Genomic DNA, 16,041 nt, shown 5'->3' with positions numbered 1-16,041 from the left:
ATGTTTATGGAAAAAAAGCATTTCGATTTAAACGATGTTGTGGAAATGAAAAAGCCGCATCCTTGTGGTACCAATCGTTTTAAGATTATACGCATGGGTATGGATATTCGGATTAAGTGCGAAGGTTGTGGTCATAGTGTGATGATTCCCCGACGCGAATTCGAACGAAAAGTGAAGAAAATTTTAGTTAAAGCTGAACAAGAATAAATAAAAATCGGCTACTTATTTCTAAAAATAAGTAGCTTTTTTCATGTGTCAAGGGTAATAAAATCCCATTTTTAGGTGGGGAAAGGGATGTTTTTTTAAAATATAAGCTTGACTTTTGAATCCGCCATACTTATAATTTGTCTGTAAGCGTAACCAAGAGGAGTGATTTAATTGCTTCGAGTCAAGAGAGTATTTAACAACAACACAATCTTGGTTCATGATTCAAATGGATTGGAAAAGATAGTGATTGGTAAAGGGATTTCTTTCAATAAACGAGTGGGAAATATCATTTCTGAAGAGGCTGTTGAAAAAACATTTATAGTTGATTCTCCAGAAATTACGGAAAGATTCGTCCAGCTTATCAAAGAAGTGCCCATAAATCATCTAGATTTAACGAATAAAATAATAAAAGATGCGGAGTCAGAGTTAAACGTTACTTTTGATGAATTAACTTATCTTGGTTTGGCGGATCATATTAATTATGCGATTAGTCGTTATAAAAGTGGTCACCAAATAAAAAATGCTTTGCTTCTTGAAATTAAAAAATTCTATCCAAAAGAATTCAACGCAGCTAAGAATTCCGTTAAAACCATTTCTTATTATGAAAATGTTAAGTTACTGGAAGATGAGGCAGGATTTATTGCACTTCATTTTGTTAACGGGCAGCAAGAAGGGATTATCAATAATACGCTTATAACGACAGAGGTGTTGAAGAAGGTATTACTGATTCTGGAAGATACTTTGTCCATAAAACTGGATGAAGAGTCACTGAATTATCTAAGGTTTATCACGCATTTAAGATTCTTTATAGAGCGAATTAATAGTGAAGGCGCACGGGAAAAAGAGGAGCCTGACATGATTGTGCAGGTGTTCAAACTGTATCCAAAAGCTTACGCGAGCGTCCAAATTATTAGCGACTATATTCAAGAAACGTTGAATTGTACGGTTTATGCAGAAGAGTTAATGTATTTAACGCTACATGTTCAGCGCCTAATTAAATAATAGGGAATGTAACTGAGCAATCAGGCAGTACCCAAATAGGAGGACAATTCCTCTTGTTTGAGTACTGCCTTTTTTATATCCAAAACACAAAAAGGAGTTGGAATAGGATGGGGAAGTATCAAGCGTTGTCTAAATTCATACTGGAAAATGTTGGAGGAAAAGAGAACGTTCTAAGTGTGACGCATTGTATGACGAGATTAAGATTTAAGTTGAAGGATGATTCAAAGGTCAATGAAGATATACTGAAAAAGTCTTCAGAGATTATGACGGCTCAATTTGCTGGGGGTAGATTTCAAGTTGTTATCGGGACCCATGTTTCGGATGTCTACAATGAAATCCAAGGTGTGACTGGCGCAGACAAGACAGAGGAAGCGGAAGTTAAAAAGACTGGTTTGAATCGATTGATTGAAATTATTACAAAAGTAATCACGCCTGTGCTTGGGATTTTAACAGCTTCAGGTTTATTGCAGGGGATTCTTGCTTTATTAACTATTACCAAAGTCATTGATGTCAACGATGGCGGCTACATTGTTCTCCATGCTATGGGGCAAGCAGTGTTTTACTTTTTACCTGTTGTTTTAGGCTACACGAGTGCAAAAGCGTTTAATTTGAATCCTTATGTAGGGATGATGCTTGGGGCAACGCTCGTAATACCTGAACTAATGACAAATCTTGTAACAGACAAAGCGCTTTATACATTGTTTGATGGGACGATGTTTTCAACGCCGGTATATAATACGTTTTTTGGAATACCAATTCTGTTCCCACCAAATGGTTACCAGTACACAGTTATACCAGTAATTTTTATCACTTTTTTAGGTGCGAAGGTAGAAAAAATATTGAAAAAAATTGTACCTCCTTTGTTGGCGCATAATTTAAATAGCTTTTTAACAATACTTATTACGTTTCCGTTAGCAATTCTAATTATTGGGCCAGTTACAAATGTACTTAGCTCGCTTATTTCAGCTGGGGTTTCTGGACTTTATGAGGTTTCACCGGTTATTACATCGGTAGTTGTTGGGCTACTTTATCAACCGTTAGTAATATTTGGGTTACACTGGCCAATGAGTGCAATTGGGATTAACAACTTGGCGCAGTATGGAGTGGACTATATTTTCCCAATGTCATTTACAGCAAGTTTTGCCCAAACGGCAGTGGTGCTTGCGGTTTACTTGAAAACTCGTTCTAGAAATCAAAAAGCACTTGCGATACCTGCGATGATATCGGGGATGTTCTGTATCATCGAGCCGGCAATATATGGATTCAGTTTGCCCGTGAAAAAACGGTTTGCATTCTCTATGATTGGGGGAGCTGTCGGATCATTAATTATCTCGATTTTCTCCGTAAAAATGTATGCTTTTGCTTTTGGGGTTCTCGGATTTGTATCGTTTATTAATCCAGCAAACAGTAGTCTGGGCGGGCTATATGTAGCGATTTTTGCAACTATTGTAACGATGGCGGTTTCCTTCTCGCTAACATTCTTTACGTTTAAATCTAGTGAGGATGTAGTGGACGAAGAGACTAAACCTTTAATTAAGCAACAAGAAGTTTTAGCGCCAATTGCTGGCACGATGCAGCCAATTTCATCCTCAGCAGACGAGACATTCGCTTCCAAAACGATGGGTGAAGGGGTTGTTATTTTCCCAACAGGAAGTAAAGTGGTTGCTCCTGCAGCCGGTGTTGTTACTACGGTGTTCCCGGGAGGACATGCGCTTGGAATTACTACGGAAAATGGAACGGAAATTTTAATTCATATTGGAATTGATACGGTGGAGTTGAACGGGGAAGGTTTTGATGTGCAAGTGGAAGTGGGGTCAAAGGTGAAACAAGGGCAGACACTTGTAAATGTGGACTTTGAAGCAATTGAAAACAAAGGTTATAAATCCGAAGTATTAGTCGTTATTTTAAACACAGATGACTTTTTAGATATCATTTCTGAAGAAAAAACAACTGTGAAACAAGGCGGGAAAATGCTGACGTTAATACCTTTTAACGGAAAAGCTACTAATGATATGGAGGTTTCGTATTGATGAAAACAAGGGTTTTTGGAGTTTTAGCGGGTGGAGCACTCGGCGATGCAATGGGAATGCCGACAGAATGTTGGTCGCAGGAAAAGATAAGAGCCATTTATCCTAATGGGGTTGAAACGCTCTTGCCTTCCGACGAAAGTGATGCATTTGGAAGAAAACTGGCGGCTGGGTCGATTACAGATGATACGATAAATGTGTTGATGATTGCTGAAATGATTAAAAAAAATAATGGGCAAATACGCGTGGAAGACTATGTCGCGGAATTAGTCGAATGGAACGCTAATTCAGGTGTTTCGGAGTTCGTCTCAGGTCCTTCCACACTTAGAGCATTGAAACAAATCTCAGAAGGCGTGCCGATTACCAAAACAGGTATTTCGGGCACAACAAATGGAGCATCGATGAAAATAGCGCCAATCGGCATAATAGCTAATTATGAAGATATGGAAGACTTGGTTTCCAAAGTGCATCAAATTTGCCTGCCTACACATAATGCCAAAATTGCTATTCAGGGCGCAAGTGCTGTCGCGGCTGCAATTAGTTATGTGGTTCGAGGTGGGAACATAGTGGATAAAATATGGGAATTAGCTTACGAAGCAATTGAGGTTGCTAGTAATTACGGATATGATTTCCCTTCAGCGTCGTTAAAATTTAGAATGGACAAGGCTCGCGAAATTATTGGAGAGGAAACAGGACCAGCGACTGCACTGAAAAGACTATATGAAGAAATCGGCTCAGGAATGGAAACAATTGAAACTATTCCCTGCGCATTCGCTATTGTTGAATTAGCAAAAGGTGACCCAGTAGAAGCGGCCAAATTGAGTGCATGCATTGGTTGGGATACCGATACAATTGGAGCTATCAGTGCGGGGATTTGCGGTGGAATGTCCCCCACAATACCGGAAAATTATATCGAAATGATTGAGCGAGTAAATAACATTAATCTCACGCAAGTTAGTGAAGATTTATATATACATGTTCTTTAAATGATAAAAAGCAATCTCTCCTAAGAGATTGCTTTTTATAAGCCTTTTAGTTGAAGTTTGTCTCTCCCTTCTTTAAAATATAAATAGTATCATTTAATAATTATTATAAATAAAAATGATATAGAATTGTTATGGAGGTATATACATATGACAGATAGAAAAAATTTAACGACGAATCAAGGTGTGCCAGTTGGTGATAACCAAAATTCAATGACAGCGGGACGTAAAGGACCTACTTTGATAGAAGATTATGTGCTTATTGAGAAATTGGCGCATTTTGATAGAGAACGAGTTCCTGAGAGGGTTGTACATGCTCGTGGTGCTGGTGCGCACGGGAAATTTGTTACTAAAAAAAGCATGAAAAAATATACAATGGCTAAATTTTTGCAAGAAGAAGGAACGGAAACTGAGGTTTTTGCTCGTTTTTCAACAGTAATTCATGGGCAACATTCTCCAGAAACATTACGTGATCCACGCGGTTTCTCCGTTAAGTTTTATACGGAAGAGGGAAATTATGACTTTGTCGGAAATAATTTGCCAGTATTCTTCATTCGTGATGCGATTAAGTTTCCAGATGTTATTCATTCCTTGAAGCCTGACCCGCGCACAAATATTCAAGATGGCAATCGTTACTGGGATTTCTTTAGCCTTACACCGGAAGCTACGACGATGATTATGTACTTATTCAGTGATGAAGGAACGCCGGCTTCTTACCGCGAAATCCGGGGCTCTAGTGTTCATGCGTTCAAATGGATTAACGAAGAAGGCAAAACAGTTTATGTAAAATTGCGCTGGGTTCCAAAAGCAGGAATAGTGAACCTTTCGACGGAGCAAGCTTCTCAAATTCAAGCAAAAGAATTTAACCATGCAAGTCGTGATTTGTACGAAGCAATTGAAAATGGAGACTATCCTGAATGGGATTTATATGTGCAAGTGTTGGATCCGAAAGACTTAGATAGCTTTGATTTCAATCCATTAGATGCTACAAAAGATTGGTTTGAAGATGTATTCCCTTATGAACACGTAGGAACAATGACGCTTGACCGCAACCCAGATAATATTTTTGCGGAGACAGAATCGGTTGGTTTTAATCCTGGGGTACTTGTACGTGGGATGCTTCCTTCTGAAGACCGTTTGTTGCAAGGTCGTTTATTCTCTTACTCAGATACGCAAAGACATCGTGTAGGGCCGAACTACTTACAACTCCCAATTAACAGCCCGAAAGCGCCTGTCGCGAACAACCAACGTGACGGTCATATGCCGTTTAAACAACAAACAAGTTCGATTAATTATGAGCCAAATAGTTATGATACGGAACCAAAAGAAAATCCAGCGTTTATCGAACCAGAGCAAGAAATCCGTGGTGATATTTCTGGGCGCCTGATTGCTGAAAAACCAAATAACTTTGGCCATGCAAAAGAAGTATGGGATCGTTATTCAGATGCAGAACGTGCTGCACTCGTGAAAAACATTGTCGATGATTGGTCACAAGTACGTGAGGATATTAAAATCCGCAACTTACGTAATTTCTATCAAGTAGATCCGGAATTCGCTAGTCGAGTGGCTGCGGGAACTGGTATTAATCTTGAAGAACATGTAACTGATTTAAAATAAGTGAAAGCGAAAATCCTTTTTAGGGTTTTCGCTTTTTTATGTTTCACGTGAAACTTTTTGGGCTAGAAGGTTGGAGTAAAGGCATTTTTAACGATATTGCTTTTTATCGAAATACTTGCTACTATTTCTGGAAGACTTGTCGTTATCAGGTGATAGGCTTATAATCAAGATGAAATAGCTTAAATTAATTGTCGTGAGGAGTGGAGCTGCGTGAGTGCTTCAAAATTATCATTACCTAGATGGAAACAAATAGTTCATATGCTTTATTTAAAGATGGAGTTTATTAGTGGTGGAGAATTAGGGGAAGCTTTAGCTGTTAACCCTCGGACAATTAGAAATGATATTAAAGTAATTAATCAAATACTGACGATAGGCGGAAACAGAATCGAATCACTTCCTGGTGTAGGATATCGTCTGGTCATTGGTGATGAAAAAGCGCTGCGTGAAGCTCTTTTGGATGATTCGGTGGGAAGAGCTAATATGAATATCGTGCCGATGTTTGCAGAGGATAGAGCAGATTATATTATTCGATATTTATTACTTAAAAATGACTATGTAAAGCTGGAGACGTTGTCAGAAGAGCTTTTTGTTAGTAAGTCTACGATAAACTTGGATATTTTAGAAGTGAAACGAAAACTCAAAGAAAATGAGTTGAAAGTGGAAAAACGAGCTGGCTATGGAATTAGAATTACTGGCGCAGAACTTGCTATCCGATTTTGCTTTTCAAGGTATTTGTTAGTGGAATCTACAAGCCCGCTTATTACAGAAACGGAAATAAATTTTTTTGGAGAAGTTAATTTGGAAATGATGGAGCAGATTGTCGTTTCTAATATAGCGAAATATAATATTCACATGACGGACATTTCAGTTAAAAATTTGATTATTCATATCGCAATTGCTGTATGTCGTGTAAAAGATAATTGTTATGTACCTGCAACAGATTTGGAGGATATTGAATTTAGTATGCCGGAACTAAGGGCGGCTCAAGGTATTATAAAAGAAATAGATCTTTCAGAAGGAATTCGTTTCCCGGAAAGTGAGACTGCCTATCTGCTGCTACACCTTAGTTCGAAAAACAGAAAAAGTGACTTTAATAATTACCGAGAATATATCATCGTGGATAAGATGTTAGCGAAGATTAAAGAGCTGTATGGTTATGATTTTAAGCAGGATCAGAAAATGATTTCAAATATCGCATTGCATTTAAAGCCAGCTATTAACAGAATTAAATTTAATATGAATATACAAAACCCGTATTTAAAAAATCTAAAAGCTAATTATCCACTAGCTTTTGAATTAGGGTTGGTTGCTAAAGAAGTCCTTGAGCAGGAGTTAAAAACAAATGTGGACGAAGCGGAAGTAGGGTATTTGGCTATTCACTTTTTATATGGTTTAGATAAAGAAATAGAGTCTGAGAAGCAAAAAGTGTTAATTGTTTGCGCTTCTGGTTTAGGGACGTCACAACTTTTGGAATCTAAAGTACGAAAAGAGTTTGAGAATACGCTTGAAATAGTCGGAGTGTACTCATTTAAAGAATATGAGCAGAGTGGAACGATGTGTGATTTTGTTATCTCTACAGTACCACTGCGAATGAAATTGCACCCATTTATTCAAGTGTCACCATTTTTGACAAAGGCGGATATTCGTAATATTACTGCTTTGATGAAGCAAGATGAGACGAAGAACCAATTTGAAGTGGACAAGGTTTTTAAGGAATCGTTATTCTTAATTAGTGATAAAAAGGATAAAGAGCAAGTTCTCGTAAATTTAGCGAGTCTTTTGCTGGAAAATAATATTGTTGGCGAGGACTATTTACCGTCACTTTTTGAGCGCGAAGAAATTGTACCGACTTATTTAGGTAATGGACTTGCGGCACCGCACCCAATTGAGGCAAACGTCCAGGAAACAGCTATTGGAGTATGTATTTGTGTTGGCGGAGGGGTAAAATGGAATGAGGAAGATCAGGCGCAAGTAATTTTCATGTTAGCGGTAAAAAACAAGCAACAACAGCAGCTTGCGACGGTGTATGAGCTTATTAGCAATTTAGTAGAAAGTCCAAAAGCAATGGGAGAGCTAAAACGTGTGACAAGTTTTGAAGAATTTATGCGTGTGCTACAAACGTTATAACTAAAAGGTTCGTTAGACTTTTTTAGAGAGAAAAGTTAACGGGCCTTTTTTTATTTCCGCATGTAAAATACAGATGCGGAAAAAGACTAGATTTATTTAACAAAAAGAAAGCGCTACACTTATTGTAATATCAAAGGAGGTATAAAAAATTGAAAAAGTTCATCGAGAAATTAAGTTGGTTATCGCAGAAGCTTGGAAATCAAATTCATTTAAAGTCTATGCGTGATGCATTTGCTACTATTTTACCTTTTATTATGTTAGCAGGATTCATGGTTTTAATTAATAACGTTATTATTAAGCCGGATGGTTTTATGTCGGCGATTATCAGTTCCGAAACACTTACGACTTGGCAAGGGCTAGGTAACAGTATTGTAAACGGGACTTTAGGGATTATTACTATTTTAATTGGGGCATCGGTTGCTTACTTTTTAGCACAAAATCGGAAGTTTGAAAATCCGTTTGCACCGGCATTAATGACCATTGCACTGATTGTTATTTTTATCCCAGCTGTGACAGAAATTGTGCCGATTGGTGCAGAGAAATCTGTGGAAGTTGCTGGAGTATTGCCAATAGCCTTGATGGGTTCAGCGGGAATGTTCGTTGGGATTGTAACAGCACTACTTGCAACGGAAGTGTTCATTCGTCTTTCTAAGAGTGAGAAAATGAAGATTCATATTTCTGGGGATAGCGTACCTCCAGCAGTAATTAAATCGTTCAATGTGCTTATTCCGACAATGTTAACAATACTTATTTTTGCATTTATTTCATTCTTAGTAGTGACATTATTCAGCTTGAATTTGTATTCCTTAATTAGCGCGATTATTCAGGAGCCATTAACGTTCCTAGTTACAAGCGTTCCAGGTTTCCTAACGTTAATGACGATTTCACAAATGCTTTATTCTATTGGTATTGCTGGAAGTGGGATTTTAGGGCCAATTATGGACCCAGTTCTTTTGGCAAATATGCAAGAAAATATGACAGCATTTGCGAATCATACAGAGATTCCACATATTATTAATACTACTTTCCGTGATGTTTTTGGCGTTATGGGTGGTGGCGGAAATACCATTGCGTTATTATTAGCAATATTTATTTGGTCAAAACGAAAAGATTATCGCGAAATAGCTACTTTATCGGCAGCTCCTGGTCTATTTAACATTAATGAACCAGTAGTATTTGGGCTTCCGATTGTTTATAACTTGAGTTTAATGATTCCGTTCATTATTTCAACTCCGCTTTGTTTATGTTTAGCATACTTTGCGACGAAACTGCATATGATTTCAGAGGTAGTCGTAATGGTTCCGTGGACGACACCAGTTGTTGCTTCCGGCTTCCTTGCAACAGGTGGGGACTGGCGCGCTGCAGTATTCCAAATTTTCTTGATTGGCGTCTGCGTACTTCTTTACCTACCATTCTTAAAAGCCAATGACCGAATTAAAGCCTAATTGGAGGAATTTTTTATGAAAAATATTATGTTGATGTGTAATGCGGGAATGTCTACAAGTGTTTTAGTAAGGAAAATGGAACGTGTTGTAGAAGAACGTAATTTAGAATTGACTATCTGGGCTATTTCAGAAACGGATTTCGAAAAAAATTGGCGTAAAGCTGATGCGATTTTACTTGGACCGCAAGTAAATTATATGAAAGATAAAGTAATAGACACAGTTGGTGATAATGTATCGGTGGCAGTTATTGATATCGTTGATTATGGCCGTATGAATGGTGAAAAAGTATTAGATTTAGCAATTAGTTTACTATAAAAATCCTAGTTTTTTAGCAAGGAGGAGAAAAAATGGCGATTTATTTGGATAAGACTAAATCTGTTTCAGAGCGCGTAGAAGACTTGCTTTCCAAAATGACTCTGGCGGAAAAATGTGGTCAATTAAACCAGCGCATGTACGGCTGGGAAGCTTTCTTGCGCGAAGAGGAAACATTTCAACTCACGGAAAAGTTTAAAGATGAAGTAGCTCGTTTTGAAGGTATAGGCGCTTTATACGGTCTGTTCCGCGCTGATCCATGGTCTAAAATGAATAAGGACACAGGTGTAAGTCGGAAAAATGCCGGCAAAGTTGCTAATAAAATTCAACGCTATGTGATAGAAAATACGCGCCTAGGGATTCCTGTATTATTAGCTGAGGAAGTTCCGCACGGTCACCAAGCGTTAGATAGCGAATCTTATCCTGTGAATTTAGCTCGTGCTGCTTCTTTTCATCCAGAGTTGCAAAAACAGGTCGCAAGTGCGATTACAGAAGAAATTTCCGAAAAGGGAATTCATCTAGCACTTGCTTCAGCATTAGATATACTTCGAGACCCGAGATGGGGGCGCGCTGAAGAGTGTTACGGTGAAGATCCATATCTTGCAGCGGAATTAACAGCGGCGATTACGGAAGGTTTTCAAGCGAGCGGGAAAATTGCTGTTATTTTAAAACATTTTGCAGCACAAGGCGAGCCGATTGGTGGGCATAATTCTGGACCAGTTTCTATTGGTGTAAGGGAACTTAGAGAGATTTTCTTGGATCCAATGCGTGCTGGAATTAGAAGTGGCGCTCTTGGCGTTATGGCAGCTTACAATGAGATTGACGGGGTTCCATGTCACGCGAACAAAGAGCTTTTAACAACTATTTTGCGAGAAGAAATGGGTTTTTCCGGGATTGTCATGGCAGATGGCTGTGCCCTTGACAGATTATTAAAACTAAATCCTGATCCCAAAAAAGCCGCGAAAATGGCTCTTGAAGCCGGTGTGGATTTGAGTTTGTGGGATGAAGTGTTTCCATTTCTTGAAGAAAGCGTGGAAAAAGGAATCCTTGATGAAAAGATTGTTGATGACGCTGTAAGTCGAGTGCTCCAAGTGAAATTCCAATTAGGTCTATTTGAACAACCATTTGTGGAAGAAGACATTCAAGAACCGAAGTCTGATTGGAGACAACTAAATTTACAAGCTGCTAGAGAGGGTATTTGTCTTTTGAAAAACGACTTCGAAACATTACCTTTAGTGGGCGAACCAAAAAAAATAGCTGTTGTAGGTCCTAGCATAGATTCGCTTTATAATCAGCTTGGAGACTACACGGCTCCGCAAAATGAATCAGAATGTGTCACTGTTTTAGAAGGGATAAAAAATCTGCTCCCTAAAAATTGGGAAGTCCTTTCTGAAAAAGGTACTGAAATTCGTGAAGAGCTTCCGGACGGTATTCAAAGAGCAGAAGTGGTTGCTAAAGAGGCAGATGCCATTGTTATGGTGCTCGGCGGTTCAAGCGCGCGGAATTTTGACATGGAATTTTTAAATAATGGCGCGGTAAGCTCTAAAGGCCCGAACATGGATGCAGGTGAAAATGTCGATGTTTCTGATATCACCCTTCCACAACCGCAACTAGATTTATTTTATGCAATGAAACGTACCGGAAAGCCAGTAATTGTTGTAATGATTCAAGGCAGACCAATCGCTATTCCTGAAATCAGTTTGGCAGCAGATGCAATTCTTACAGCTTGGTATCCAGGAAGTGTTGGTGGAACTGCGATTGCTGAGGTTCTTTTCGGTCATTACAATCCTTCAGGTAAATTACCAGTCAGCATACCAAGATCCTCCGGGCAAATTCCTATTTACTATAATCAAAAGGCAGTGGAGTATAAAGAAGACTACTTTGATTTAACTGGTAAGCCGCTCTATCCATTTGGTTATGGTTTGAGTTATAGCGCTTTTGAATATCAAGATTTACAGATAAAACAAGAATCTATAAAAATAGCAGAACTTCTTGGCGGGCAATCTGTAGAGGTGACAGTAAACGTGAAAAACATCTCTAATGTAGCTGGTGAAGAAGTCGTGCAACTTTATATTCATGATATGGAAGCAAGCATTACTAGAAGAAAAAAAGAATTAAAAGCGTTTAAAAAGGTTCGTATTGCAGCGAATCAAACAACTACAGTGACATTTAAGTTAGATAAATCAAGTTTTGAAATATGGTCAATTAACAATAAATATGAGGTGGAGCCCGGTGGTATAGAAATTTTCGTTGGTGGGAGTTCTGATACTAAATTAACAGGGCGAGTTTCAATCATAGGAGGCTAGCGAAAATGGAAGGAATGGAACTCGCATCATTTCAAATAATTAGTTCTGTTGGCGCCGCAAGAAGTTGCATTATTGAGGCGATGAAATTGGGAAGACAAAGAGATTTCACAGAAGCATATAAAAAAATTGATGAGGCTAATGAATTTCTTAGCGAAGGTCATAAAAATCATGTGCAGCTAATTCAAAAAGAGGCAGATGGTGGAGACGTACAAATTTCTATCCTCTTCATGCACGCGGAAGATCAATTTATGACAACATATACATTACGCGATGTAGCTTATGAGATGATTGCTATTTGGAAAGAAATGAAATAATTAAAAACGGAAATCCTTTGCTGATTAAAGGGTTTTCGTTTTTTGGTGGGTGGCTTTTTGTTTGAAAAACCTTTATAATATACGTTAGTGAAAAAATGTCTATTTGATGGGCATTTTCAAAATGAAGTTAACGAAAAGGAGTTTATATATAATGGCACTTACAGCTGGTATTGTCGGGCTTCCTAATGTTGGGAAATCGACACTTTTTAATGCAATCACAAAAGCAGGAGCAGAGGCTGCGAATTATCCGTTTGCGACGATTGACCCGAACGTAGGAATTGTTGAAGTTCCTGACCACAGACTAAACAAACTAACGGAACTTGTTAAACCGAAAAAAACTGTTCCAACTACTTTTGAATTTACAGATATCGCCGGAATTGTAAAAGGTGCTAGTAAAGGGGAAGGACTTGGAAACAAATTCTTATCCCATATTCGTCAAGTGGATGCGATTTGTCATGTAACTCGTTGTTTTGACGACGAAAACATTACCCATGTAGAAGGCCGAGTAGACCCACTAGACGATATTTCTACAATTAACTTAGAACTTATCTTAGCGGATTTAGAAACAGTAGAGAAGCGTATTGGGCGCGTTGAGAAGCTGTCTAAACAAAAAGATAAAGATGCTGTGGCTGAATATAACGTTTTAGTTAAACTACGTGAAGCATTCGAAAATGACAAACCAGCTCGTGCGATTGAATTTAACGAAGAAGAAGAGAAAATCGTTCGCAACCTTTTCTTACTTACAAGAAAACCAGTTTTATATGTAGCAAATGTAAGTGAAGAAGATGTTTCTAGTCCGGACGATAACAAATATGTACAACAAGTACGCGAATTCGCTGCGAGTGAGAACTCTGAAGTTATCGTAGTATGTGCTCGCGCTGAGGAAGAAATTGCTGAACTTGAAGACGAAGATAAGCTAGAGTTTTTAGAAGCGCTAGGAATTGAAGAATCTGGTTTAGACCAATTGATTCGTTCTGCGTATACATTGCTTGGCTTAGCGACTTACTTCACAGCAGGCGTTCAAGAAGTTCGTGCTTGGACTTTCATCAAAGGAATGAAAGCTCCACAATGTGCCGGAATCATTCATACTGATTTCGAACGTGGATTCATTCGTGCTGAAGTTGTTGCATATGATGCCTTACTTGAATATGGCTCAGAGCAAGCAGCAAAAGAAGCAGGTAAAGTACGCTTGGAAGGTAAAGAATACGAAATGAAAGATGGAGATGTTGTTCATTTCCGCTTTAACGTTTAATATGTTTCACGTGAAACAATCTTTTGACGAGTAAGTGTGTCAAAAGATTGTTTTTTTTTAGTTGATTCACAAAATCTGCATTAATGATATACTTCAAAATAGTATCAAGCTAGTGTTTGAACGGATTTAAATTGTGAATATACTAAGTGAAGCGATTTTGTCAATATATATACAGGATTGTTTAGATTCTACGCGCTAATTAATTCACAAAATATACAATTTGTGTAGAGTAGAATAATGCTATAATTAACTATAAATTTTATTATAGGAGTGTTTTTTTGATACAGTTAATGGTTATAGCATTTTTTGTTGTTCTTCTAGTAATTATGCCAAAGAATAACAAAGAGGAAAGAAAAGCAGCGCATTTATTAATTGATAAATATGGTATTCAAGTTGCAAAGAAGAATAATCCGGTTCGTCAAATGGCATTATTGGAAGTAGCACTAGGTATTTCTACTTATAGAGGTAGCCGTAAGAAAACCTTTATTTTTATTGGCGGGTTTTTTGTAATCGCCTTTATTTTAGGTTATCTAACGTACTTTTTTGGAATAAACCGAAATATCACAGCTACAATTATTGTAGGTATTATTTTAACTTTATTTTTAATTGCCGGAACAATAATAATGTTTGTAATAGCGATTCGCCAAGCATCTTCATTACGTACAGATGCATGGGCTAAAATCCTAACCACAATTGATCCTCAGTTTCCAGTTGAATTCCTTAATGAAAAGAAATGGCAAAAAGCCTTCCTTGCTCAAATGGAAAGTATGAACGAACAATTAGCTTAATCAGAGAAGTATTAGACTTTTAGGAGTTTAATACTTTTTTATTCCCCGGGAAATATAAATCGTAGGTCAAGTTATATAAAATATATAGTATCTTTATATTGTGATGACATTTAAATAAAATTGGCACCTTTTCAAGATAGAAAAGGTGCCAATTTTTTGTTAGCGATTATTTCTAGTAGCTATTTTTATACAAAGCAAGGCAATTAGAAGTAATACTAGGCAGAATGAGGGAAATACAAGCATTGATCCCGAATGCAAAACGCCAATGAAGAAAGTACAAAGACTGACAATTACATAATAACCTAAGCTTAAAAAGGCACCAGCTGTACCGGCAACTTCTTGAAATTTCACTAGTGCTAGACTTAAGCAATTTGGTAAAGCCATGCCGATTCCTGCCAAGATAATAGAGATGAAAAGAATATACAATATAACTTGGTTCGTTAGCGGAAAAATCGCGACCACGCTAAGAGCTAATGTGCCGATAATGGCTAATAAAATACCTTCTTTAATGATTTTATGAGGTGAATTCTGCTTTAAGCGCCAGTTCGATAGCCAAGCTCCTAAAATAGTTGCCGTAGCCACTGCGCACCCCATGAAGCCATACTGACTCTGATTAAAATGAAACCTCTCAATAAAAATAGTAGGAGCTTCAGAGTAGTAACTAAACAATATTCCATTAAAAATACCAATTAGCGCTCCAAAAGCAATTGTATAGCGGTCAAATATCATTTTTTTACCAGTTACGACGATTTTCTGCACACTAAAGGAGGTAGCGTTCACTGTTTTTGTTTCTGGTAGTCGTTTTAAACTCCAGAACAGCAATATCATTCCCATAACTACTAAAAATAAAAATACCACGCGAAAGCCGTAATATTGTCCGATAAACCCACCAATTAATGGCCCGATTGCTGGTGAAAATGCCAAAGCGGCAGATATTTTTGAAAATAAATGGTGGCGATCATTTCCGTGATAGTTGTCACGCAAAATGGTCTGTGTTGTAACAGAACCTGTACTTGCGCCGAATGCTTGAACAAACCGTCCGATAAAAAGCATTGTAATATTATTTGAAAAAAGGCAGACGAAGCAACCAAGAATATAGATGAATATCCCAAAGTTCATCGCTTTTCGTCGACCTAAAAAATCGGAACTAACGCCCCAAAAGAAGACACCAACTGCAAAAGCAAGAAAGTAAATGCTTAAAGTCATTTGAGCCAGGTTTAACGATACCCCATAGCCCTTAGCAATTTCGGTTAAAGAAGGTGTATAAATAGTTTCACTAATTTGTGGAAATCCCACAAGGCAAACAAGTAATGCCAAATTGATTTTCTTTGTTTCGATGTTTTTTTCCATAAAAAACTCTCCTGAATAATTTATTTATCTGGGAAAAAAACATCCTTCACAGGGAAATGGTGGGACCATGATTTTTATACGCTCGTAAAAATTCATGTAGTCACCCCTTTCTATTTTAAACGGAGAGGGTTCCGTTTTTTCGTTAAAGTTTATTGTAGTATATATGGGCGGAAAGATAAAGTGTTGGTGGACGATTGAATAAGTATACAATGATATTTACATGATTTCAGCATTTAAGTGAACAAGTTCAAATAAATGTAGTTAAAGTTAAGCTAGTATATGAAACTTTTGTGACTATCAAGCTTGATGCT

Annotated in this window: 13 protein-coding genes; 12 read left to right on the top strand and 1 reads right to left on the bottom strand. The window is 37.7% G+C overall.

Going from position 1 to position 16,041, the window contains the following annotated elements:
* The 12 genes from CKV70_RS14195 (at position 1) to CKV70_RS14135 (ending at position 14,380) form a co-directional block, all read left to right on the top strand.
* Positions 1-207, top strand: a complete 207-nt coding sequence (locus CKV70_RS14195; RefSeq protein WP_003728659.1) for a DUF951 domain-containing protein — start codon at positions 1-3, stop codon at positions 205-207.
* Positions 208-378: 171 nt separating this feature from the next.
* Entirely contained in the window at positions 379-1,209 is an 831-nt protein-coding gene (locus CKV70_RS14190; protein ID WP_014601225.1) for a PRD domain-containing protein, read from the top strand.
* Positions 1,210-1,316: 107 nt separating this feature from the next.
* The gene (locus CKV70_RS14185) at positions 1,317-3,239 is read left to right on the top strand and encodes a PTS beta-glucoside transporter subunit IIBCA (RefSeq protein WP_014931040.1); all 1,923 of its coding nucleotides are present in this window, start codon (positions 1,317-1,319) and stop codon (positions 3,237-3,239) included.
* Positions 3,239-4,222 (top strand): ADP-ribosylglycohydrolase family protein, encoded by a 984-nt coding sequence (locus CKV70_RS14180; RefSeq protein ID WP_012951075.1) that lies wholly within the window; start codon positions 3,239-3,241, stop codon positions 4,220-4,222. The genes CKV70_RS14185 and CKV70_RS14180 overlap by 1 nt, the downstream gene beginning before the upstream one ends.
* A 147-nt stretch (positions 4,223-4,369) precedes the next feature.
* Positions 4,370-5,836 carry a catalase gene (locus CKV70_RS14175; protein WP_014601223.1) on the top strand — a complete coding sequence of 489 codons (1,467 nt, stop codon included), beginning with the start codon at positions 4,370-4,372 and terminating at the stop codon, positions 5,834-5,836.
* A 210-nt stretch (positions 5,837-6,046) separates the two neighbouring features.
* The gene (locus CKV70_RS14170; protein WP_003722143.1) at positions 6,047-7,963 is read left to right on the top strand and encodes a BglG family transcription antiterminator; all 1,917 of its coding nucleotides are present in this window, start codon (positions 6,047-6,049) and stop codon (positions 7,961-7,963) included.
* Positions 7,964-8,112: 149 nt separating this feature from the next.
* A complete protein-coding gene (locus tag CKV70_RS14165; protein WP_003732130.1) occupies positions 8,113-9,408 on the top strand; it encodes a PTS sugar transporter subunit IIC in 1,296 nt (431 codons plus the stop codon).
* 15 nt (positions 9,409-9,423) lie between these two features.
* Positions 9,424-9,723: a PTS sugar transporter subunit IIB gene (locus CKV70_RS14160; RefSeq protein ID WP_003722141.1), complete on the top strand. Its 300-nt coding sequence runs from the start codon at positions 9,424-9,426 to the stop codon at positions 9,721-9,723.
* Between the two features lie 32 nt (positions 9,724-9,755).
* Positions 9,756-12,026, top strand: a complete 2,271-nt coding sequence (locus CKV70_RS14155; RefSeq protein WP_014601222.1) for a glycoside hydrolase family 3 N-terminal domain-containing protein — start codon at positions 9,756-9,758, stop codon at positions 12,024-12,026.
* Positions 12,027-12,031: 5 nt separating this feature from the next.
* Positions 12,032-12,340, top strand: a complete 309-nt coding sequence (locus tag CKV70_RS14150) for a PTS sugar transporter subunit IIA (protein ID WP_009924103.1) — start codon at positions 12,032-12,034, stop codon at positions 12,338-12,340.
* A gap of 151 nt (positions 12,341-12,491) precedes the next feature.
* Positions 12,492-13,592, top strand: a complete 1,101-nt coding sequence (gene ychF, locus CKV70_RS14145; RefSeq protein ID WP_003722138.1) for a redox-regulated ATPase YchF — start codon at positions 12,492-12,494, stop codon at positions 13,590-13,592.
* Between the two features lie 278 nt (positions 13,593-13,870).
* Positions 13,871-14,380: a hypothetical protein gene (locus CKV70_RS14135; protein WP_003732128.1), complete on the top strand. Its 510-nt coding sequence runs from the start codon at positions 13,871-13,873 to the stop codon at positions 14,378-14,380.
* A gap of 159 nt (positions 14,381-14,539) precedes the next feature.
* Here CKV70_RS14135 and CKV70_RS14130 read toward each other — a convergent pair whose 3' ends face one another.
* On the bottom strand, positions 14,540-15,730 hold the full coding sequence (locus tag CKV70_RS14130) for a multidrug effflux MFS transporter (protein WP_014601221.1): 1,191 nt from the start codon (positions 15,728-15,730) through the stop codon (positions 14,540-14,542).
* Positions 15,731-16,041: the final 311 nt, after the last annotated feature.

The sequence above is a fragment of the Listeria monocytogenes genome (assembly GCF_900187225.1).
In the GTDB taxonomy this organism is placed as follows: Bacteria; Bacillota; Bacilli; order Lactobacillales; family Listeriaceae; genus Listeria; species Listeria monocytogenes.
Note: the sequence above shows the minus strand (reverse complement) of the source record. Positions and strands in the feature narration are given on the sequence as shown.

Bases quoted from the DNA above. Each gene is read 5' to 3' on its own strand.
- CKV70_RS14150 (WP_009924103.1), top strand. From the start codon at position 12,032: ATGGAAGGAATGGAACTCGCATCATTTCAAATAATTAGTTCTGTTGGC.
- CKV70_RS14185 (WP_014931040.1), top strand. From the start codon at position 1,317: ATGGGGAAGTATCAAGCGTTGTCTAAATTCATACTGGAAAATGTTGGA.
- CKV70_RS14130 (WP_014601221.1), bottom strand. From the start codon at position 15,730: ATGGAAAAAAACATCGAAACAAAGAAAATCAATTTGGCATTACTTGTT.
- CKV70_RS14180 (WP_012951075.1), top strand. From the start codon at position 3,239: ATGAAAACAAGGGTTTTTGGAGTTTTAGCGGGTGGAGCACTCGGCGAT.
- CKV70_RS14155 (WP_014601222.1), top strand. From the start codon at position 9,756: ATGGCGATTTATTTGGATAAGACTAAATCTGTTTCAGAGCGCGTAGAA.
- CKV70_RS14195 (WP_003728659.1), top strand. From the start codon at position 1: ATGTTTATGGAAAAAAAGCATTTCGATTTAAACGATGTTGTGGAAATG.
- CKV70_RS14175 (WP_014601223.1), top strand. From the start codon at position 4,370: ATGACAGATAGAAAAAATTTAACGACGAATCAAGGTGTGCCAGTTGGT.
- CKV70_RS14160 (WP_003722141.1), top strand. From the start codon at position 9,424: ATGAAAAATATTATGTTGATGTGTAATGCGGGAATGTCTACAAGTGTT.
- ychF (WP_003722138.1), top strand. From the start codon at position 12,492: ATGGCACTTACAGCTGGTATTGTCGGGCTTCCTAATGTTGGGAAATCG.